General features: G+C 67.9%; 20 protein-coding genes. 14 read left to right on the forward strand and 6 right to left on the reverse strand.

What is annotated here, in order from left to right:
* Positions 1 to 75: 75 nt before the first annotated feature.
* The 3 genes from V9L21_RS05755 to pyk all read left to right on the forward strand — a co-directional run bounded on the left by V9L21_RS05755 (position 76) and on the right by pyk (position 3,803).
* Complete coding sequence (locus V9L21_RS05755; RefSeq protein WP_337309920.1) at positions 76 to 981, forward strand: LysR family transcriptional regulator; 906 nt, start codon at positions 76 to 78, stop codon at positions 979 to 981.
* 95 nt (positions 982 to 1,076) lie between these two features.
* Positions 1,077 to 2,270: a phosphoglycerate kinase gene (locus tag V9L21_RS05760; RefSeq protein ID WP_337309923.1), complete on the forward strand. Its 1,194-nt coding sequence runs from the start codon at positions 1,077 to 1,079 to the stop codon at positions 2,268 to 2,270.
* A gap of 84 nt (positions 2,271 to 2,354) precedes the next feature.
* Entirely contained in the window at positions 2,355 to 3,803 is a 1,449-nt protein-coding gene (gene pyk / locus V9L21_RS05765) for a pyruvate kinase (protein ID WP_157616358.1), read from the forward strand.
* Positions 3,804 to 3,809: 6 nt separating this feature from the next.
* On the opposite strand, the gene V9L21_RS05770 is transcribed toward pyk, so the two are convergent.
* Positions 3,810 to 4,826: a 1-aminocyclopropane-1-carboxylate deaminase gene (locus V9L21_RS05770; RefSeq protein ID WP_126748561.1), complete on the reverse strand. Its 1,017-nt coding sequence runs from the start codon at positions 4,824 to 4,826 to the stop codon at positions 3,810 to 3,812.
* Positions 4,827 to 4,973: 147 nt separating this feature from the next.
* On the opposite strand from V9L21_RS05770, the gene V9L21_RS05775 reads away from it, so the two are divergent.
* The 3 genes from V9L21_RS05775 to V9L21_RS05785 all read left to right on the forward strand — a co-directional run bounded on the left by V9L21_RS05775 (position 4,974) and on the right by V9L21_RS05785 (position 7,698).
* On the forward strand, positions 4,974 to 5,489 hold the full coding sequence (locus tag V9L21_RS05775; protein ID WP_337309928.1) for an Lrp/AsnC family transcriptional regulator: 516 nt from the start codon (positions 4,974 to 4,976) through the stop codon (positions 5,487 to 5,489).
* Positions 5,490 to 5,624: 135 nt separating this feature from the next.
* Positions 5,625 to 6,689 carry a class II fructose-bisphosphate aldolase gene (gene fba / locus V9L21_RS05780; RefSeq protein ID WP_337309930.1) on the forward strand — a complete coding sequence of 355 codons (1,065 nt, stop codon included), beginning with the start codon at positions 5,625 to 5,627 and terminating at the stop codon, positions 6,687 to 6,689.
* Positions 6,690 to 6,792: 103 nt separating this feature from the next.
* Positions 6,793 to 7,698: a phosphoribosylaminoimidazolesuccinocarboxamide synthase gene (locus V9L21_RS05785; RefSeq protein WP_337309931.1), complete on the forward strand. Its 906-nt coding sequence runs from the start codon at positions 6,793 to 6,795 to the stop codon at positions 7,696 to 7,698.
* Between the two features lie 28 nt (positions 7,699 to 7,726).
* Here V9L21_RS05785 and V9L21_RS05790 read toward each other — a convergent pair whose 3' ends face one another.
* Positions 7,727 to 8,179 (reverse strand): META domain-containing protein, encoded by a 453-nt coding sequence (locus V9L21_RS05790; protein WP_337309933.1) that lies wholly within the window; start codon positions 8,177 to 8,179, stop codon positions 7,727 to 7,729.
* A 139-nt stretch (positions 8,180 to 8,318) separates the two neighbouring features.
* On the reverse strand, positions 8,319 to 9,239 hold the full coding sequence (locus tag V9L21_RS05795; protein WP_337309935.1) for a tetratricopeptide repeat protein: 921 nt from the start codon (positions 9,237 to 9,239) through the stop codon (positions 8,319 to 8,321).
* A gap of 36 nt (positions 9,240 to 9,275) precedes the next feature.
* On the opposite strand from V9L21_RS05795, the gene purE reads away from it, so the two are divergent.
* The 3 genes from purE to V9L21_RS05810 are packed head-to-tail and all read left to right on the forward strand — an operon-like array spanning position 9,276 to position 12,015.
* Positions 9,276 to 9,827: a 5-(carboxyamino)imidazole ribonucleotide mutase gene (gene purE / locus V9L21_RS05800; RefSeq protein WP_337309937.1), complete on the forward strand. Its 552-nt coding sequence runs from the start codon at positions 9,276 to 9,278 to the stop codon at positions 9,825 to 9,827.
* Positions 9,824 to 11,017 carry a 5-(carboxyamino)imidazole ribonucleotide synthase gene (locus tag V9L21_RS05805; RefSeq protein WP_337309938.1) on the forward strand — a complete coding sequence of 398 codons (1,194 nt, stop codon included), beginning with the start codon at positions 9,824 to 9,826 and terminating at the stop codon, positions 11,015 to 11,017. Before purE ends, V9L21_RS05805 begins: the two co-directional genes overlap by 4 nt.
* Entirely contained in the window at positions 11,014 to 12,015 is a 1,002-nt protein-coding gene (locus V9L21_RS05810; RefSeq protein ID WP_157616346.1) for an L-threonylcarbamoyladenylate synthase, read from the forward strand. The genes V9L21_RS05805 and V9L21_RS05810 overlap by 4 nt, the downstream gene beginning before the upstream one ends.
* A 10-nt stretch (positions 12,016 to 12,025) precedes the next feature.
* Here V9L21_RS05810 and V9L21_RS05815 read toward each other — a convergent pair whose 3' ends face one another.
* The 3 genes from V9L21_RS05815 to V9L21_RS05825 form a co-directional block, all read right to left on the reverse strand.
* The gene (locus V9L21_RS05815; protein WP_337310093.1) at positions 12,026 to 13,594 is read right to left on the reverse strand and encodes an alpha/beta hydrolase family protein; all 1,569 of its coding nucleotides are present in this window, start codon (positions 13,592 to 13,594) and stop codon (positions 12,026 to 12,028) included.
* Between the two features lie 171 nt (positions 13,595 to 13,765).
* The gene (gene dacB / locus V9L21_RS05820; RefSeq protein WP_337309940.1) at positions 13,766 to 15,196 is read right to left on the reverse strand and encodes a D-alanyl-D-alanine carboxypeptidase/D-alanyl-D-alanine endopeptidase; all 1,431 of its coding nucleotides are present in this window, start codon (positions 15,194 to 15,196) and stop codon (positions 13,766 to 13,768) included.
* A gap of 7 nt (positions 15,197 to 15,203) precedes the next feature.
* Positions 15,204 to 15,791, reverse strand: a complete 588-nt coding sequence (locus V9L21_RS05825; RefSeq protein ID WP_337309942.1) for a GDP-mannose pyrophosphatase — start codon at positions 15,789 to 15,791, stop codon at positions 15,204 to 15,206.
* An 80-nt stretch (positions 15,792 to 15,871) separates the two neighbouring features.
* Here V9L21_RS05825 and V9L21_RS05830 point away from each other — a divergent pair, with 80 nt between their 5' ends.
* The 5 genes from V9L21_RS05830 to V9L21_RS05850 are packed head-to-tail and all read left to right on the forward strand — an operon-like array spanning position 15,872 to position 19,763.
* Positions 15,872 to 16,636 carry a DeoR/GlpR family DNA-binding transcription regulator gene (locus tag V9L21_RS05830; protein WP_337309944.1) on the forward strand — a complete coding sequence of 255 codons (765 nt, stop codon included), beginning with the start codon at positions 15,872 to 15,874 and terminating at the stop codon, positions 16,634 to 16,636.
* 47 nt (positions 16,637 to 16,683) lie between these two features.
* Positions 16,684 to 17,703, forward strand: a complete 1,020-nt coding sequence (locus tag V9L21_RS05835; RefSeq protein WP_337309946.1) for a DMT family transporter — start codon at positions 16,684 to 16,686, stop codon at positions 17,701 to 17,703.
* Positions 17,696 to 18,421, forward strand: a complete 726-nt coding sequence (tsaB, locus tag V9L21_RS05840; RefSeq protein ID WP_337309948.1) for a tRNA (adenosine(37)-N6)-threonylcarbamoyltransferase complex dimerization subunit type 1 TsaB — start codon at positions 17,696 to 17,698, stop codon at positions 18,419 to 18,421. Before V9L21_RS05835 ends, tsaB begins: the two co-directional genes overlap by 8 nt.
* Positions 18,418 to 18,960 carry a ribosomal protein S18-alanine N-acetyltransferase gene (gene rimI / locus V9L21_RS05845; protein WP_337309950.1) on the forward strand — a complete coding sequence of 181 codons (543 nt, stop codon included), beginning with the start codon at positions 18,418 to 18,420 and terminating at the stop codon, positions 18,958 to 18,960. The genes tsaB and rimI overlap by 4 nt, the downstream gene beginning before the upstream one ends.
* Positions 18,957 to 19,763 carry a uracil-DNA glycosylase family protein gene (locus tag V9L21_RS05850; protein WP_337309952.1) on the forward strand — a complete coding sequence of 269 codons (807 nt, stop codon included), beginning with the start codon at positions 18,957 to 18,959 and terminating at the stop codon, positions 19,761 to 19,763. Before rimI ends, V9L21_RS05850 begins: the two co-directional genes overlap by 4 nt.
* Positions 19,764 to 19,791: the final 28 nt, after the last annotated feature.

Raw genomic sequence — 19,791 nt, forward strand, 5'->3', positions numbered from 1 at the left:
CGGTGAGCCGTTATTGGGCGACGCCGCGTCTTATGATGCAATCGAAATTAATTCATCGATTGATGAAATAGACATATGAATCTGACCCTGCGCCAATTGCGCGCCTTTGCTGCGGTGGCCGAAACGGGCGGCTTCACTGCTGCGGCGCAGCAGTTGCATCTCACGCAATCGGCGCTCAGCGTGCTGGTGCGCGAACTCGAGCGCGAGATGGGCGTGAAGCTGCTCGACCGCCACACCCGGCGCGTGCAGCTTTCCGAAGCGGGACGCGAGTTCCTGCCCTCAGTGCACCGGCTGCTCGGCGACCTGACGAGCGCGGTGGCCGGCGTGACGGATTTGCGTGACAAGAAGAAAGGAGTGTTGCGCCTTGCAGCACCCCAGATCATGGCCTGCACCCTGATGCCACGGGTGATCGCGCTTTATCGCGAGGCCTATCCCGACGTCGACGTTCGGCTTGCCGACACGCTGCCCGAACACCTGCTCGCCGGCGTTGCGGCGGGCGACGTGGAGCTTGCGGTAGGGCAGGACGTGGCCGTCGATGCAGCCATCGAACGCCGTACGCTGCTGCGCGACAGGCACTGGCTGATCTGCCCGCCGGACCACGCCTTCGCCAGGCGTCGCAAGGTGCGTTGGCATGAACTCGGGCCGTACACCTTCATTGCCCCCACGCGCGACTTTCGCCAGCGCGTGCTGCCCGAGCTGGCCCCGGCCGAGCGCGACTACATGCTGCGCCCCGGCACGCAGGAGGTGTCGTACATGACCACCGCGCTCGGCATGGTGGCCTCGGGCTTGGGGCTGACCGTGTGCCCCACCTACTCCGCGCCGCTGGTGCGGGCCCACGGGCTGCAGATGGTGCGGCTGGAGTCGCCCGACTTCCATCGCGAGGTGTGCATCTACAGCGCCGCACGGCGGGCGCTGTCGCCTGCCGCCGCGAGCTTTGTCGAAGTCCTCGAACGCTTCGCCAAGACGCAGCCGAAGGGTTGACGAAAAGCATCGGAAAGCCGCAAGAGGCGGTGTAGAGCCACCGCTGAGCGAAACCTACAATGCAAGGCGACTTGTCTTCCACCACACACAGACCCATGAACGTCATTCGATTCACCGACCTCTGCGCGCAGGGCAAGGCCGCCGGCCAGCGCGTCTTCATCCGTGCCGACCTCAACGTGCCGCAGGACGACGCAGGCAACATCACCGAAGACACGCGCATCCGCGCCTCGGTGCCCTGCATCAAGCTGGCGCTCGACGCCGGCGCCGCCGTCATGGTCACCTCGCACCTGGGCCGCCCGACCGAAGGCGAGTTCAAGCCCGAAGATTCGCTGGCCCCCGTCGCCAAGCGCCTGGGCGAGCTGCTGGGCCGCGAGGTTCCGGTGGTGGCCAACTGGGTCGACGGCGTCGACGTGAAGCCCGGCCAGGTCGTGCTGCTCGAGAACTGCCGCGTCAACAAGGGCGAGAAGAAGAACGACGAAGCGCTCGCCCGCAAGCTGGCCGCGCTCACCGACATCTACGTGAACGACGCCTTCGGCACCGCGCACCGCGCCGAAGCCACCACCTACGGCATCGCGCAGTTCGCCAAGGTGGCTGCGGCCGGCCCGCTGCTGGCGGCCGAGCTCGATGCCATTTCCAAGGCGCTGGCGCTGCCCAAGCGGCCGCTGGTGGCCATCGTGGCCGGTTCCAAGGTGAGCACCAAGCTCACCATCCTCAAGAGCCTGTCGGCCAACGTCGACCAGCTGATCGTCGGCGGCGGCATCGCCAACACCTTCATGCTTGCGGCCGGCCTCAAGATCGGCAAGTCGCTGGCCGAGCCCGACCTTGTCGACCAGGCCAAGGAAGTGATCGAATCCATGCGCGCACGCGGCGCCGACGTGCCGATTCCGGTGGACGTGGTCACCGCCAAGACCTTTGCGGCCGACGCGCCCGCCACCGTGAAAGACGCGAACGACGTGGCCGATGACGACCTGATCCTGGACATCGGCCCCAAGACGGCGGCCCAGCTCGCGGCGCAACTGCGCGAAGCTGGCACCATCGTCTGGAACGGCCCCGTAGGCGTGTTCGAGTTCGACGCGTTCGCGGGCGGCACCAAGGCCATCGCGCAGGCCATCGCCGAAAGCAGCGCCTTCTCGATTGCCGGCGGCGGCGACACGCTCGCGGCCATTGCCAAGTACGGCATCGAAAAGCAGGTCGGCTACATCTCGACCGGCGGCGGCGCCTTCCTCGAGGTGCTCGAGGGCAAGACCCTCCCGGCCTTCGAAATCCTTGCCAAGCGTGCCGCCGGCTGATTTTTCGCGCCCGCGCCGCGGTGCCCGCTTCCTGTTGCCACACAAAGTGTATACAGTAGCGGATACAAAATGGAGACTAGCTCAATGATCACGGATCGCCTTCCCCGCCACGCCACCAAGATCGTCGCCACGCTCGGCCCGGCTTCCAATACGCCCGAGCTGCTGGAACAGATGATCCTGAACAAGGTCAGCGTGGTGCGGCTCAATTTCAGCCACGGCACGGCGCAGGACCACATCGACCGCGCCGCCATGGTGCGCGAAGCCGCGCGCAAGATCGGCCGCGAAGTGGCGATCATGGCCGACCTGCAAGGCCCCAAGATCCGCGTCGGCAAGTTCGCGCAGGGCAAGGTCTGGCTCGAACCGGGCGCCAAGTTCGTGCTCGACGCCTCGCGCACCGAACCGGGCGACGCCGATGCCGTCGGCCTCGACTACAAGGACCTGCCGCGCGACGTGCGTCCCGGCGACAGGCTGCTGCTGAACGACGGCCTCATCGTGCTCACGGTCGACGCCGTGCGCGGCGAGGCGGTGCACACCACCGTCAAGCTGGGCGGCGAGCTCTCCAACAACAAGGGCATCAACAAGCAGGGCGGCGGCCTCACGGCGCCGGCGCTCACCGCCAAGGACATGGAAGACATCAAGACCGCGATGAGCTTCCAGGCCGACTACGTGGCGGTGAGCTTTCCAAAGAACGCCACCGACATGGAAATGGCGCGCCAGCTGTGCAACGTGGCGGCGGCCGAGTACGGGCACAAGCCCGGGCTCATCGCCAAGATCGAGCGCGCCGAGGCCATTCCCAAGCTGGAAGAAATCCTCCGCGCGAGCGACGGCATCATGGTGGCGCGCGGCGACCTGGCCGTTGAAGTCGGCAACGCCGCTGTGCCCGCGCTGCAGAAAAAAATGATCCGCATGGCGCGCGACATGGACAAGGTGGTCATCACCGCGACCCAGATGATGGAGTCGATGATCACCAACCCCGTGCCCACGCGCGCCGAAGTGAGCGACGTGGCCAACGCCGTGCTCGACGGCACCGACGCGGTGATGCTCTCTGCCGAAACTGCCTCGGGCCGCTACCCGCTCGAAACCGTGCAGGAGATGAGCCGCATCTGCGAAGCCGCCGAATCGGCCGAAGACAAGACGCTCGACGCCGACTTCAGCGGCAAGACCTACAGCCGCATCGACCAGTCCATTGCCATGGGCGCGCTGTTCACGGCGCACCACCTGGGCGCCAAGGCCATCGTGGCGCTCACCGAGTCGGGCTCCACGCCGCTGTGGATGAGCCGCCACCGCGCGCACATTCCGATGTACGCGCTGACCTCGCGCCTCGCCACGCAGCGCCGCATGGCGCTCTACCGCAACGTGCGCCCGCTGCTGATGGACTCCGAAAGCGACCGCGACACCGCGCTCGAGCAGGCCGAAGCCCACCTGAAGAAGCGCGGCATCGTGCAGACCGGCGACGTTTACGCGATTACCTGCGGCGAGCCGATGGGCGCCCCGGGCGGCACCAATATGCTCAAGATCTGCCGGGCCAGCTGAGCCCGCTTAGCCGTTCCTGAACAGGAAGCTGTAAGCGTTCAGCGCAGGCACGCCGCCCAGGTGCGCGTACAGCACCTTCGAACCCGCCGGAAATTCGCCCAGCCGCACCTTCTCGATCATTCCGTGCATCGACTTGCCCTCGTACACGGGGTCGGTCAGCATGCCTTCGAGCCGTGCGCAGAGGCGAATCGCTTCCAGCGTGCCTTCGTTGGGCAGGCCGTATTCGGGTCCGCCGAAGCGGCGGTCGAGCACCACGTCCTTGTCGGTGATGTCGCGGCCCAGCTCGACCAGTTCGGCCGTGCCCTTGGCAATGCGCACGATCTGCTCGAAGGTCTGCTGCGGCTTGGCCGAGGCGTCGATGCCGATCACGCGGTCGGCCCGGCCATCGGCCGCAAAGCCCACCACCATGCCGGCCTGCGTGCTGCCCGTGACCGAGCAGGTCACGATGTAGTCGAACTTGAAGCCCAACTCGGCCTCCTGCTGCCGCACCTCCTCAGCGAACCCGACGAAGCCCAGGCCGCCGCGCGGATGCTCCGAGCAGCCGGCCGGAATCGGAAAGGGCTTGCCGCCGCCCTTGCGCACGTCGTTCATCGCCTCTTCCCAGCTCTTGCGGATGCCGATGTCGAAGCCCGCGGCGTCGAGCCGCACGTCGGCGCCCATGATGCGTGACATCTCGATGTTGCCGACCCGGTCGTACACCGCGTCGGAGTAGTTGACCCAGTTCTCCTGTACCAGCACGCACTTCAGGCCCAGGTGCGCGGCCACGGCCGCCACCTGCCGGGTCTGGTTCGATTGGATGCCGCCGATCGACACCAGCGTGTCGTAGCCGCCCTCGAGCGCCTCGGGAATCAGGTATTCGAGCTTGCGCGTCTTGTTGCCGCCGAAGGCCAGGCCGCTGTTGCAGTCCTCGCGCTTGGCATAGAGCTCGACCTCGCCGCCCAGATGGGCGCTCAGGCGCTTGAGCGGGTGAATCGGCGTGGGGCCGAAGGTGAGTGCGTGGCGGGGAAATTTCTTCAGGTTCATCGATGCTGCTCCAGCGGAAATGGAAAGGAGGAATGACATCGATCGTAGAAAGAAGCTGCCGAAACGTGGTTGCAAACTTTGGTGGAAATACGAGCCAAAAAAAGACAAGATCGCCAGATCGATGGCTTAAAGTTTGCAAAGGAAGAGATGAGCACAACAAAGTTGCGTGTCACGCCGACGTCCGCACAGGCGGCCGAGTCTGCAGCGGAGCTGGACCGTACCGATCGCGCCATCCTTCGCGCCCTGCAGCGCGACGCCTCGGTGTCGAACGTGGCGCTGGCCGCCAAGGTCAACCTCAGCGCGCCGGCTTGCCTGCGCCGCGTGGAGCGGCTCAAGGCCGCGGGGCTCATCAAGGGCATTGTGGCGCTGCTTGATGCCGACGCGCTCGAGCTCGGCATGCTGGTGATGATCGGCGTGGTGCTCGACCGCTCCACGCCCGACTCCTTTGCTGATTTCGAAAAAGCCGCGCAAAAGGTGTCCGGCTGCCTCGAATGCCACGTGGTCACGGGCGAGTTCGACTACTTCATGCTCGTGCGCACGCGCGACAACGACAGCTTCAATCGCTTGCACGCGGAGCAGCTGCTGTATTTGCCGGGGGTGCGGCAGATCCGGACTTTCGTGGTGCTCAAGCAGGTGCTGTCGACCACGCAATTGCCGATCTAGAGGCGCCCGCCATTGCCGGGCTCATTCCCTTGGGGTACCTGTCAGTGCCGTCCCACAAGGGGGCTCGATAGAATTGCGGCAGTTTTCTCCTGTCTTTCCGCCTTCTTTTCCCCCTATTTCCGCGAGGTATTTCCCATGGCACTCGTCTCGATGCGCGAACTGCTGGACCACGCAGCCGCCAACGGCTACGGCATTCCGGCTTTCAACGTCAACAACCTCGAACAGGTCCAGGCCGTGATGGAGGCCGCCAAGGAAACCGGCGCGCCCGTCATCCTGCAAGCCAGCGCCGGTGCCCGCAAATATGCCGGCGAAGCCTTCATCAAGCACCTGATCCAGGCCGCGATCGAGCAATACCCGAACATTCCGCTGGTGATGCACCAGGACCATGGCCAGAACCCCGACGTCTGCAAGGGCGCCATCGACCTGGGCTTCAGCTCGGTGATGATGGACGGCTCGCTCGAGGCCGACGGCAAGACCATTGCCAGCTACGACTACAACGTGGACGTCACCAAGAAGGTGTCGGACATGGCCCACCGCCTGGGCGTGACCGTCGAAGGCGAACTCGGCTGCCTGGGCTCGCTCGAGACCATGAAGGGCGACAAGGAAGACGGTCACGGCACCGACGACACCATGACGCGCGAGCAGCTGCTCACCGACCCCGAGCAGGCCGCCGACTTCGTCAAGCGCACCCAGATCGACGCACTGGCCATTGCCATCGGCACCAGCCACGGCGCCTACAAGTTCACGCGCGAGCCCACCGGCGACATCCTGGCGATCGATCGCATCAAGGAAATCCACCGCCGCATTCCCAACACCCACCTGGTGATGCACGGCTCGTCGAGCGTGCCGCAGGAGCTGCTGGCCATCATTCGCCAGTACGGCGGCAATATGAAGGAAACCTACGGCGTGCCCGTGAAGGAAATCCAGGAAGCCATCAAGCACGGCGTGCGCAAGATCAACATCGACACCGACATCCGCCTGGCCATGACCGGCGCGGTGCGCAAGTTCCTGGCCGAGAACCCCGAGAAGTTCGACGCCCGCGAATGGCTCAAGCCCGCGCGCGAAGCCGCCAAGCAGATCTGCAAGCAGCGCTACATCGAGTTCGGCTGCGAAGGCCAGGGCGCCAAGATCAAGGGCGAGACGCTGCAAGTGGTTGCCGCCAAGTACGCCAAGGGCGAGCTCGCGCAAGAAGTGGTCTGAAGAAGAAACTTTTTCCGCGATTCGCAGGCCACCGTTCGCGGTGGCTTTTTTCTGCGCGCACAATCCGTTTTTCCCGTCACCCGTTTCCGCACAGCATCGCCCCATGACCACCGTCCACACCTCCTCCATCCAGAGCCTGCCCCTGCTTGCGCGCGGCAAGGTGCGCGACAACTACGCCGTCGGCGAAGACCGCATCCTGATGGTCGCGAGCGACCGGCTCAGCGCCTTCGACGTGATCATGGGCGAGCCGATTCCCGGCAAGGGCGAAATCCTCACGCAAATGGCGCTGTGGTGGTTCGACCGGCTCGGCCAGTTGTGTCCCAACCACCTGACGGGCGAAGCGCCCGAGAGCGTGGTCACCGCCGATGAGGTGCCGCAGGTCACCGGCCGCTCGATGCTGGTCAAGCGCCTGACGCCGATTCCGGTCGAAGCCGTGGTGCGCGGCTACCTGGCCGGCAGCGGCTGGAAGGAATACCAGGAAAGCCGCTCCGTATGCGGCGTGCCGCTGCCCGAAGGGCTCACCAACGCGAGCAAGCTGCCGCGCCCGATCTTCACGCCCGCCGCCAAGGCGGCCGCCGGCGAGCACGACGAGAACATCAGCTACGACCGCGTGGTCGAGATCGTCGGCCCCAAGCTGGCGCAGCAGATTCGCGAGACCAGCCTGGAGATCTACGAAACCGCCGCGCAGATCGCTCTCACCAAGGGAATGATCATTGCCGACACCAAGTTCGAGTTTGGCCTGGACGAGGCCGGCACGCTGGTGCTGATGGACGAAGTGCTGACGCCCGACAGCTCGCGCTACTGGCCGGTCGAGGGCTACCAAGCCGCGCTGGCCGCTGGCGCAAACCCGCCGAGCTACGACAAGCAGTTTGTGCGCGACTGGCTCGAAGCCACCAAGATCAATGGCAAGCCCTGGGACAAGACGCCGCCGGCGCCCCGCCTGCCGGCCGAGGTCATCGAGAAGACCGCGGCCAAGTACCGCGAGGCACTGGAGCGCCTCACCGGCTGAGGTCGCTGGGTAGCTGGCTCCAGCCGCCTCAGCGGCTCGCCGAGTTCAAGGTCGCCACCGTCCGCCCGCTCGCGTCGAGCAGCGCAAGCCGTCCCGGGCCGGCCAGCCGATAGGTGGCGGTGGTCTGCAGCGCCGAGATGAACTGCGCTTCGTTGGCGCCGCGCACCGGGTCCGTGCAGGCCATGCGGGTAGAGGCCAACTGGCCGATGCGCAGCGTGCTGCCGCTGCGCGTGAACGATCCCGACACACGGTTGCAGCCGCCCGATCCGCTGACGCGGCCGCTGCTGCGGTCGAACTGGATTTGCGCGTCGCCGCCGGGCGCCACCGGCTCGTTGCCCAGCTGCGCGAGGCGCCACACCGGCCCCTCGATCGGCTCGTCCAGGCTGATGCCGCTACCGCAACCGGACAGCGCGGCCCCGAGGATGACGGTCGCAAAAACGGGAAGCGCAAGGCGGGCGCGGTGGCGGGCGAGGAAACGCATGGCCGGATTTTCCTTCTCAATTGCAACAAGTTGAATCGCCGCCAATCGTATTCGACGGCGCCCGGGCCCGCCGCACAATAAAAAAGCGACCCGAAGGTCGCTTTTCATGCAGTTGCGCACTTCCATGCGCAACCGGCGGTCAGCTCAACACCACGCTACTGAGCCGGCGGCGGTAGGTGGCTACCACCGGATCGTCCGGCGGAATCTGCCCGTCGGCCACCTTTACCTTCGGCGGCTCGATCAGGTCGAGGATCGCGATGTAGGTCTTGCGCGCGAGTTCTTCGTTCCAGCTCTTGTCGCGCATCAAAATCTCGAGCAGTTCGTCCATCGCGTCGGTCCAGCGCTGCTCGGCCATCAGCAGGCGGGCGCGGCCGAAACGGGCGTCGAAGTCGCGCTTGCCGGCGGCAATCTTGCCGTCGAAATCGGCCAATGAAGGCGCGGCTCCGGAGGCCGGCGCCGCAAAATCGATGGCGTCCATCCAGCGCTGGAGCGAATCGAAGCGGCGCACCAGCGTGGTCTTGGCGATGACCGGGGCAAAAGCCACCTTGGCGTCGTCGATGCGGCCCTGCTGCAGCAGCAGCTTGATGTAGTCGAAGCGCGCATCGTCGTTGGCGGGGTCGGTGGCCACCGCATGCTGCAGCCGCTCGAGGGCGCCTTCGGTGTCGCCCTCGGCCAGCGCTTCCTGGGCTGCGGCTTCCTCGGAGGCGGCCTCGACCTCTTCGGCGCCGGGCACGTGCTTGTCCAGGAATTCGCGGATCTTGTCGGCCGGAATGGCGCCGACGAAGCCGTCGACTGGCTGGCCGTCCTTGAACATCACGCAGAACGGAATGCTGCGCACGCCGAACATTTCGGACAGCTGCGACGAAATCTGCGGCACCTTGTCGGCGTCGAGCTTGGCCAGCGTGAAGCGACCGGCGTACTCGGTTTCGAGCTTTTCGAGCACCGGGCCAAGCTGTTTGCACGGGCCGCACCATTCGGCCCAGATGTCCAGCAGCACCGGCGTGGCGACCGAGCCTTCGATCAGTTCGGCCTGAAAATTTTCGAGAGTGATGTCGATCATCGGAACCAGCTGGGGGTGAAACGTAAAATTGAAACCATGAACGAAACCATTCAGGTCGGTGTAGTGATGGGCTCGAGCTCCGATTGGGAGACGATGCGCAACGCGGTCGAGATTCTCCAGCAATTCGGAATCAAGCACGAAGCGAAGGTGGTCTCGGCCCACCGGATGCCCGATGCGCTCTTCGCGTATGCCGAAAGCGCCGCCGGGCGCGGGCTCACCGCCATCATCGCGGGCGCGGGCGGCGCGGCCCACTTGCCGGGCATGCTGGCCTCCAAGACCACCGTGCCGGTGCTGGGCGTGCCGGTGGCCAGCCGCCACCTGCAGGGGGTCGATTCGCTCTACAGCATCGTGCAGATGCCCAAGGGCGTTCCGGTGGCAACCTTTGCCATCGGCAATGCGGGAGCGGCCAACGCCGCGCTGTTCGCCGTGGCGATGCTGGCGGTGAACGACCCGGCGCTGCGCGCCCGGCTCGACGCCTTCCGCACCGCGCAAACCGCTGCGGCCGAGGCCATGACGCTGCCGCCGCCTCCCGCGACGGAGGCGGGCGCGGTCTCGCCTTTTTCGCCGCAAGGCGGGGGTGCACTGTGAGCAAGAACGACCTTCCCATTCTTCCGGGCGCCACGCTGGGCGTGCTCGGCGGCGGCCAGCTGGGCCGCATGTTCGCCCACGCAGCCCAGCGCATGGGCTACTTCACGGCGGTGCTCGACCCCGACGCCGACAGCCCGGCCGGCCGCGTGAGCCATCACCACATCCATACCGACTACGCCGACGTGGACGGCCTGGCACGGCTCGCGGGCCTGGCCGATGCGGTGACGACGGAGTTCGAGAACGTGCCCGCGCCGTCGCTCGACAAGTTGTCGGTCGCCCGGCCCGTGGCACCCGACGCGGCGGCCATTGCTATCGCGCAGGACCGCATCGCCGAAAAAGCCCATTTCACGCGCTGCGGCGTGGCTTGTGCGCCGTATGGCGTCATCGAAACGGCGGCGCAGCTGGCCGCCGGTGACGACGGGCTGCTGCCCGGCATTCTCAAGACCGCCCGCCTCGGCTACGACGGCAAGGGCCAGCAGCGCGTGTCCACACGGGCCGAGCTGATCGACGCCTGGCAGGCCGCGGGCTGCGTGCCGTGCGTGCTCGAAAAGCTGTTGCCGCTCGAATTCGAATGCTCGGTGATCGTGGCGCGCGGCCGTGACGGGCAGATCGTGCACTTTCCGCCCCAGCGCAACCTGCACCGGGGCGGCATCCTGGCCTTGACCGAGGTGCATGCGCAGAACATGCCCAAGACCGTGGCGCAGGCCGCCATCAACTCGGCAAAGAGCATTGCCACCGGGCTCAACTACGTGGGCGTGCTGTGCGTCGAGTTCTTCGTGCTGACAGACGGCTCGCTGGTCGTGAACGAAATGGCGCCGCGGCCGCACAACAGCGGCCACTACACCATGGAAGCCTGCGACGTGTCGCAGTTCGAACTGCAGGTGCGCACCCTGGCAGGCCTGCCGCTGGCCCCGCCGCGCCAGCACAGCCCGGCGGTCATGCTGAACCTGCTCGGCGACCTGTGGTTCACCGCCGAGGGCGGCGACAAGCCGGTGACGCCGCGCTGGAGCGACGTGCTCGCGCTGCCCGGCGCACACCTGCACCTCTACGGCAAGGTCGAACCGCGCCGTGGCCGCAAGATGGGCCACCTCACCTTCACCGGCGCCACGCTCGAAGGCGTGCGCGCCGCGGCATCGCAGGCCGCCACCCTGCTCGGCCTGCCGGCGCTCACGGCGGCCGACTTCGCATGATTCTCGACGGCCAGTCTCCCCAGGCCATTGCCGAGGCCGCGCGCGTGCTGCGCGCGGGCGGGCTGGTCGCGTTCCCGACCGAAACCGTCTACGGCCTGGGCGCCGATGCCACCAGCGACATGGCGGTGGCCGGCATCTTCAAGGCCAAGGGGAGGCCTTCGGACCATCCGCTGATCGTTCATGTGGCGGCGGGCATCAAGGGCACCGAGGCGCTGTCGCGCTTTGCGCAGCCGCTTCCGCCCTTTGCGCAGAAGCTGGTGCAGGCCTTCTGGCCCGGCCCGCTGACGCTGATCGTCACGCGCCAGCCCGGCGTCGCGGCTGCGGCGGCGGGCGGGCAGGACACCATCGGTTTGCGCTGCCCCTCGCATCCGGTGGCGCAGGCGCTGCTCGAAGCCTGTGCCGAGCAGGGCGTTCCCGGCCTTGCCGGGCCCAGCGCCAACCGTTTCGGCCGCGTGAGCCCGACCACTGCGCAGCATGTGTTCGACGAATTCGGCGATTCGCTGCCGGTGGTCGACGGCGGCGCCTGCGAGGTGGGCATCGAATCGACCATCATCGACTGCAGCCGCGGCGCGCCCGTGCTGCTGCGGCCGGGTCTGATCACGCGAGCGCAGGTCGAGGCCGCGCTGGGCGAGCGCCTGAGCGACCGCGAGGTGCTCGAAACGCCCGATCCGCGCGCCCCGGGCACGCTGGAGGCGCACTACGCCCCCAACGCCAAGCTGCGGCTGATGGACGCCAAGGCCATCCAGACCGGGCTCGACGTGCTCGGCGCCGGCGCCGCGAACATCGCGGTGTGGACGCGCACGGGAGTGCGCAGCCATTCGCAACGCGTGCTGCAGCGGCGCATGCCCGACGACGCGGCGGCCAGCGCGCACCAGCTGTTCGCGGTGCTGCGCGAGTTCGACGCGCAGGGCGTCAAGCTGATCTGGGTCGAGACGCCGCCGGACACGCCCGAATGGGAAGGCGTGCGCGACCGCCTTCAACGCGCATCCATGGGCTGACCCCCAAGGGCTAGCCGCCGGCGGCCAGCACGCCCTGGAAGAAGCCGCGCGCTGAGGCCAGGCAAAACGGCGGTGCCAGCGTGCCGTGATAGGCCAGGGTGACCGCCCGCGCCTTGTCGGCGTCACTGCCCGGACTGTTCTGCGCCAGGGTGCTCTTGGCCTGCGCAAAGCCGGCGCGCGCGGCGGAATAGGCGTCGGTGGTGGCGGTGTCTTCCAGGTCGACCACGGTCAGCGCGGCGGCGGGCATGCCACGGGCGCGGAAGTAGCCGGCGGTGGCGCGGGTGCTCAGGAAGTTAACGGTCGGATCGTTGGCGCCGCCGCACATGAGCACCGGCCGGGTCGGCAGCCAGTTGCGCAGGTCGTTGGCGCGCGCCGCCTTTCTGAAGCCCACGGCCGGCCTGCAATCGAGCGGCGAAGTCGTGCTGAGTGAAGCCGCCGTGGGAGGCAGCGCATTGCCGGGGCAGGGGTTCGCCTGGATGTCGCTGGCCGCCTGCGTCAGGTAGCTCTGGCGGATCAGGTTGTTGGCGCCATAGAAGATCGACAGGTCGGGGCTCACCGGCCCCGGCGTGGCGCCCGCCGGAAAGAGCGCCAGCTGCGGCAGCTTTCCATTGGCAAAAAGCGTGGTGACGGGCGTCAGGCTCGGCAACAGGGTGTCGATGCCGGCGGCGTACTGCGATTCGTAGATGTCGCCGGTGCTGCCGTAGACGTCGCCGAACTGCTGCTGCCAGCTGGCCGAGAGCAGCGGCACGAACAGCGTGCTGCCCAGCGCCGGCCAGCCCTGGAAGGTGTAGTCCGCCAGCAGCCCGATGGCCGATGGCGCCGAGAGCGGCGCCGACGCCGTCACCGCCTTGCCCGTGGCCTGCATCTCGCGGTGCGCTGCCATGGCCACATAGCCGCCCTGCGAATAGCCGGTGATCAGCAGCGAGCCCGCATCATTCGCGTTGATGCCCGAGAAGGTCTTGCGCGCCGCGGTGAGCGCATCGACCATGTCCTTGCCCTGCTGGTCGCCATTCAGGTACGGGTGATAGGGCAGCGTCGACTTGTCGTAGCCCGCGTAGTTGGGCGCCACCACGAGGTAGCCCTGCGCCGCGAACATGGCGGCAACCAAAAGGCCCTCGCCGGCCGCGGGCTGGCCGGCTTCGGTCCACTTGGCCATGTTGAAGTTGCGCGCGGCGGTGGTGCCGTGGGCATACAGGACCACCGGCCGCGCGCCGTTGCAGGCCACGTCCGCCCCCGAGGGCACCATGACCGCGGCCGTGGCGTTGGTGGCTTCGTTCTTGCCGCCGATGGTGCGGTATTCGAGATAGCGCGTCTCGATGCCGCACTTGGGCGTGCCGGTCACCTGAAGCAGCGCCCTGCCCGAAGCATCGGCCTCGAGCAGCGACCTGAACTGGTCGGCGGTCAGCTTCGACGCCTGCTCGGGCGGGTCAGTCACCACGGACCCCCGGCCGGTATCCGCCGTGGGCGGAGGAAGGCCGATTCCGATGCCGCCTCCGCCACCACCGCCTCCCCCGCCACAGGCCGCCAACAACAGCAGCGCGGCGCCGGCGAGCGCCGCCGATGCCGCCCTTCTTTGCATCGAGAGGCGGGAAGATTGTTGGGGTGTCTTCAAGGCGTATCTCCTGTGTTGCACGGGTGTGGAATCGAACGGGCGTCCGATTCTGTGCAGCGCCCCAGCCGCGCGCAAGCGGCTATTACCTACAGAAGTTTTCAGTACACGGTGCCCCTGGCCGGGCGGGCGGCCGAGCGCCTAGTTGTCCTGGTAAGCCCAGTCGACCAGCGCGTCGAACGCCGCGCGCGCCGCACCCGCGTTCTCGCCGTTGGCAATGGCCACCAGCACGTAGCGCCGCCCGCTCGCGCCATGCACGTAGCCGGCCACGCCTGACGAGTCGCGCAGCGTGCCGGTCTTCAGGTGCGCCGCGCCGCCCGAGCGCAGCGCGCGCCGCTTGAGCGTGCCGTCCACACCCGAGGCGGGCAGCGACGACACCAGCTCGGGCATGACCGGCGAACGCCACGCCACCTGCAGCATCTTGCCGAGCGCCGCGGCGCTGATGCGCTCTTCGCGCGACAGGCCCGAGCCGTTGTCGAACACCGGCTGCCCCTCGCCCGTGCCGATGCGGTCGCGCCACCACTGGCCCAGCGCATTGCGCGAAGCTTCGAACGTGCCGCGGTTCTTTTGCGTGAGTCCGAGCGTGAGGAACACCTGCTGCGCCATCACGTTGTTGCTGTACTTGTTGATGTCGCGAATCACCTCGGCCAGCGGCGGCGAGCCGAACTCGAACACCGGCTTCAAGCCCGGCGGCACCCGGCCGTCGCGCATCTGCCCGCCGACGCGGCCGCCCATCTCGGCCCACATGCCGCCGACGGCGCGCAGGCCGTAGGTGCGCGGGTCGGCATAGGCCACGGCCCAGCTTTTCTCGCCGCAGGCCGCCGGAAGGGTGCCATTGAACCGGATGCGGTTCGGGTCGCTGAAGTCGGGCCGGATTGCCGCGCGCCAGTCGCCGCATTCGCCGGGCGCGAGTGCAATCGTGGGCTGCATGGACACGCTGGCGAGCGGGGGCTCGTAGTTGATGCGCGCCAGCTGCCCGCCGCGCTCGGGCGTGAAGGTCATGTTGACCGACTTGAAGTTGACCAGCAGCGCGTCGGGCGAGGCGTTGTAGGGCCGCAGCGGCTCGCCGTCGAAGGCGGCCGGGTCGTTCTCGGCCGTGTTCTCGAAAGTGCTGCGGTCCAGCACGATGTCGCCGCTCACGGTGGTAATGCCCAGGCCCTGCACGCGGCGCAGCAGCAGCCACACGCGCTCGAGCACCAGCTTGGGGTCGCCCTGGCCCTTGATGTAGAGGTTGCCGTTGAGCACGCCGTTGCTCACCGTGCCGTCGACGTAGACCGGCGTGTTCCAGCTGTAGGCCGGGCCGAGCAGGTCGAGCGCCGCGTAGGTGGTCACCACCTTCATGATCGATGCGGGGTTCACCGGCACCTGCGAGCGCCAGGCCAAGCGCGGCGGGCGCAGGCCTTCGGCGTCGGCCACCAGCATGGTTACCGAGTCGCGCGGCACCTTGGCGCGCGCGAGGGCCGTCTCTACTTCGGTCGGAAAGGCTTGCTGCGCGTAGGCGCCGGAGGCGAAAAGGGTGACAAGGGACAGCGCGCAGACGGGCCGGAGGAAGGAGAGACGAGGAAGAACCATCGGCCGATTATCTCGGCGGAAAAACATGCAGCTGTGCGTGGTACAGCAGCATGACCGTCTTGGCATCTGCAATGCGCCCGTCCGCCACCATGGCCAGCGCTTCGTCGATGCCGAGTTCGAGCACCTCGATGTCCTCGCCCTCGTCGGCCAGGCCGCCGCCGTCGCCCACGCGCATCGAAGGCTCGTACTCGGCGATGAAGAAGTGCAGCTTCTCGGTCACCGAGCCCGGGCTCATGAAGGTTTCGAAGATCTTCTTCACCGCGCCGAGCCGATAGCCCAGTTCTTCTTCCACCTCGGCGCGAATGCGCTCCTCGGGGGCCGCGTTGTCCAGCAGGCCGGCGGCCGCTTCGATGAGCAGGTCGTCGTGGCCGTTGACGAACGCGGGGTAGCGGAACTGCCGCGTCAGCAGCACCGTGCGCCGGGCCCGGTTGTAGGGGAGCAGCGTGGCGCCGTTGCCGCGGTCGTAGGTTTCGCGATGCATGCGCTGCCACTTGCCGTCGTTGCGGCGCCAGTCGAACGCGGTGGTCTTCAGCGTGTACCAGTTGTCGGAAAGCAGGGTGGCTTCGTGCACCCGGACGCGGTCTTGAAGGGTCATGGTGCAAAAGCATATGCGCAGATTCGTGCAAAAACAAGAAAATTCGTGCAATCTGCGGCTTGGCCGGATACGATCGGAAGATGCTCACCCGCCAGCGCAAGCAACACATCCTCTCGGTCCTGCAGCGCGACGGCAATGTCGTGGCGAAGTCGCTCGGCGAGGAACTCGCGCTGTCTGAAGACACCATTCGCCGCGACCTGCGCGAGCTTGCCGCCGAGGGCCTGCTGCAGCGCGTGCATGGCGGTGCGCTGCCGCTTGCCAGGGCCGAAGCCGACTTCGCAGGCCGCCAGCAGCTGGCAACCGCGGAGAAGGTGGCCATCGGCCGCGCCGCCGCGCGGCTGGTACGGCCGGGGCAGGTGGTGTTCATCGACGGCGGCACCACAGCCGTGCAGATGGCGCGGCACTTGCCAAGGAGCCTGCGCGCCACCGTGGTCACGCACAGCCCGTCGGTGGCGGTTGAGCTGGTCGGCCACGCCGACATTGAGGTGGTGCTGATTGGCGGGCGCCTTTTCAGGCATTCGATGGTGGCGGTGGGCGCCGCGGCCATGGACGCCATCTCGCGCATCCATGCCGACACCTTCTTCATGGGCGTGACCGGCGTACAGGCCGAGGCCGGGCTGACTACCGGCGATGACGAGGAGGCCGCGATCAAGCGCGCGCTGATGGCGGCGGCGGCCGAGACGGTGGTGCTGGCCTCTTCGGAAAAAATCGGCGCTGCTTCGGCCTGGGTGATCAACCCGGTTTCCGCCGCCACCAGCCTGCTGGTGTCGCCGGAGGCGCCGGCCCCGGCGCTAGCGTCGCTGCGCAAGGCGGGGCTGGCCGTCTTGCGCAGCGACGGTGGCTGATTCGCCCCTGGCCGGCGGGGCGACGGCGGGCCCTCGATAATCGGGGGATGCCTGCCACGCCCCGTTTCTCGCCCCGCACGCTCGGCATCGGCGCGGCCGTGGTCACCGTGCTGGTCTGGACCGCCTTCATCGTCATCGCCCGGGCCTCGGCCGGACGCTCGCTCACGCCTTTCGACCTGGCCCTGGCGCGCATCTGCGGCGCCAGTATGGTGCTGGTTCCATGGGGTGCGTGGCTGGTCATGAAGAGCCGCCGCGAACAGCAAGAGGGCACGGCCTCCTCGCTGTTCGGGCTCTCGCCTCTTTCCCTGCGCGTCACCGCCACCGCCGGCGTCTTCGGCGGGCTCGCCTACGCCATGCTCGCGTACAGCGGCTTCTTCTTTGCGCCCGCGGGCCATGCCGCGGTGCTGATGCCGGGCAGCCTGCCGCTGTGGACCACGCTGCTGGCCGCTTTGGTGCTGCGCGACCGCATCACCCCGGGCCGCGCTTTCGGCTTGGCGCTGATCGTTGCCGGCGACCTCATGGTCGGCGGGCGCAGCCTGCTGCACGCCTTCGAGGGCGGCGAGGTCTGGAAGGGCGACCTGCTCTTCATGGGCGCAGCGTTCTGCTGGGCCTGCTACAGCGTGGTGGCACGCCGCCATGGGCTCGATGCGGTTCGCGCGACCATCGCCATCACCGTGTTCGCGTTGCTGACCTATGTGCCGGTGTACAGCCTGCTGGTGGCGGGCGGTGCGGTCGTGAGCCACATCGGCTCCGCGCCGTGGGGCGAGGTGGCGTTCCAGATGCTGTTCCAGGGTATCGGCTCGGTGGTGATCTCGGGCATTACCTTCACGAAAATGATTCAATATTTCGGGCCGGTGCGCAGCACCATGATCACGGCACTGGTGCCCGGCCTCTCGGCCTTCGGCGCGGTGATCTGGCTCGACGAGCCGCTCTACTGGAACCTGGTTGCCGGCCTGCTGCTGGTGACCGCCGGCATCCTGTTCGGCGTGCAGAAAGCCGCTGGAGCGCGCAATGCCGCAATGCCCGCGGTACCGGTGGCCGCAGCCGTGGGACGCCGCGATGCATAAGCTCCTGGCCTTCGACACCAGCACCGAACACCTGTCGGTCGCGGTACGCCACGGCGAGCGCCTGTTCACGCACAGCGGCGCAGGCGGCGCGCAGGCGTCGAGCACGCTGATCCCGCTCATCCTGCAATTGCTGGCCGAGGCGGGGATCGAACTGGCCGCGCTCGACGCCATCGCTTTCGGCCGCGGACCGGGTTCCTTCACGGGCTTGCGCACCGCCTGCTCGGTGGCACAGGGCCTGGCCTTCGGCTCCGGCGTGCGGTTGCTGCCGGTCGATACGCTGCTGGCCGTGGCGGAGGAAGCGCGCCATGCCTTCGGCGCCCGCCAGGTGGTCGCGGTGCTCGACGCGCGCATGGACCAGCTGTATGCCGCCCGCTACGACTTCGAAGGCGGGGGCGAACTCGGTGCGTTGCAAGGCAACGACAACGAACCGCTGCTGCTGGCCCCCGAGGCGCTCGAAGTGCCCGCCGGCTGGGCGCTCGCCGGCAATGCCTTTGCCGCCTACGGCCCGCGCCTGGCGCCGGCTGCGGCGCGCCACGAGGTGCTGCCGACCGCCACCGCCATGCTCCGGTTGGCTCCGGCACTGCTGGCCGCCGGGCGCACGGTGGATGCGGCACATGCCTGGCCGCTCTATGTTCGCGATAAAGTGGCGCAAACCACGGAAGAGCGCGCCGCCATCAAGGCGGCCGCGGTTGCGATTTCACCGGTAACCAACCCATGAGTGCCGTTCTTCAACCCGTCGAAGCCCGACTCGAACCGCTCACCATCGAGCGGCTCGAGGCTGTGTGCGCGGTGGAGCAGACGGCCTACAGCCATCCCTGGACGCGCGGGAATTTCATCGATTCCATGGCGGTTGGCTACCAGTGCCAATGCCTGCTCGCGCCGGTCTCGCTGCCGAACCTGGCCACGCCGGTCACCAGCCTCGGCGAAACGCTGATCGGCTATTACGTCGCCATGAAAGGCGTCGACGAGGTGCATCTGCTCAACATCACTGTGGCGCCGGCCTTCCAGCGCCAGGGCTGGGCGCCGTTGATGCTCGAGGCGCTGACCGGGTGGTCTCGCGGCGAAGGCGCGCAGTGGCTGTGGCTCGAGGTGCGCGAAAGCAATCAGCGCGCGCTCGACATCTATGTGCGCCAGGGTTTTCGCAGCGTCGGCGTGCGCAAGGGCTATTACCCGGCGCACGAGGGCAAGCGCGAGGACGCCGTGGTCATGAGCCTGAGATTGAACGAAACAGGCTCCGCCTGGGGAGCCTTGCGATGAGTGCGGTACAGACACTGAAGCTCGATGCGCGCCAGCGCGCGATGCTCGACGAAATGGGCGTGAAGGTCTGGTGGCCGATGCCCGAAGCCGTCGAGGCGACCCCCGTCGTTGCAGAAGCACAAGCGGTGACGGCGGAGCCGCCGCCTGCCGATGCGCGCGAGCCGTACGTCGCCGAAACGCCGGTGGCGCCCGTTGCCTCGCCCGCGCATGCACTGGCCGCGCGGCCCGCCGCGGCGCAGCCGCCGGTGGCACGCCCCGCTGCTGCAGCACCGCTCGCCCATGGCGCCGCCGTGCTGGTCGAAACGCCCCGCCGCCTGTACGCCGACGCCGGAACCGGACCGGCCCAGGGCGGCTGGCTGGTCGTGGCCGACATGCCGCCCGAAGCCGACGGCCGCCACGGCGAGCCCTTTGCGGGCGACGCCGGCAAATTGCTCGACAACATGCTGCGCGCCCTCAAGCTGCACGATGGCAAGACGCCGGTGCACCTGATGCGCACGCACCGCGGCGTGGCCGCCGGCCAGCCCGGCAGCCCGCGTCCCATGGCCGAGGCTTTCGAGGAGCATGCCGCCGCGCTGGCGCCCAGCATGGTGCTCGCCATGGGCCCGCTGGCCGCGCAAAGCCTGATGCAAAGCGCCGACCCGCTCGGCAAGCTGCGCGGCCGCGCCGTGCCGCTGCATTCGGTCAACGGCGTGCCGGTGGTGGCCACCTACCACCCGGCGTACCTGCTGCGAAACCCCGCCGACAAGGCGCGCGCCTGGGCCGACCTGTGCCTGGCAGCCGACCAGCAAACGCCGTCGAATTAAGCGGCGGCCGGCGGGTCCTTAAAATCGG

The sequence above is a fragment of the Variovorax sp. CCNWLW235 genome, assembly GCF_037204085.1.
In the GTDB taxonomy this organism is placed as follows: Bacteria; Pseudomonadota; Gammaproteobacteria; order Burkholderiales; family Burkholderiaceae_C; genus Variovorax.